The organism is Pseudomonas sp. SIMBA_067 (assembly GCF_046534675.1).
GTDB classification, from domain to species: Bacteria; Pseudomonadota; Gammaproteobacteria; order Pseudomonadales; family Pseudomonadaceae; genus Aquipseudomonas; species Aquipseudomonas putida.
The window spans coordinates 1-251 of the sequence record NZ_JAWRYH010000951.1 but is presented as its reverse complement, the minus strand read 5'-3'; the positions used below and the strand labels follow the sequence as shown (position 1 = coordinate 251).

The following is a 251-nucleotide window of genomic DNA, read 5'->3' as shown; positions in this document are numbered from 1 at the left end:
GATGGCCTGCATGCTGATGCCCAGGCTGGCTGCCTTGGCCCGGTCGATGCGCACCTTCACCACCGGGTTGTTGTAGTCCAGGTCACTGTCCACCACGGCGAACAAACCACTGTCGCGGGCACGCTGCTTGAGGGCTTCCATGGTCTGGTACAGCTCGGGGTAGTCATGGGCACTGCGCAGCACCATCTGCACCGGCAAGCCTCCGCTGGAACCCGGTAGCGAGGCCACCTGGAAGGCGAAAATGCTGCTGC

1 protein-coding gene is annotated in these 251 nt (G+C 63.7%); it reads right to left on the bottom strand.

Features of this window, described 5'->3' with window-relative positions; all coding sequences use genetic code 11:
* Window positions 1-251 (bottom strand): efflux RND transporter permease subunit (locus SB765_RS32010; RefSeq protein WP_410932809.1); only part of this gene is annotated, 251 nt, incomplete at both ends.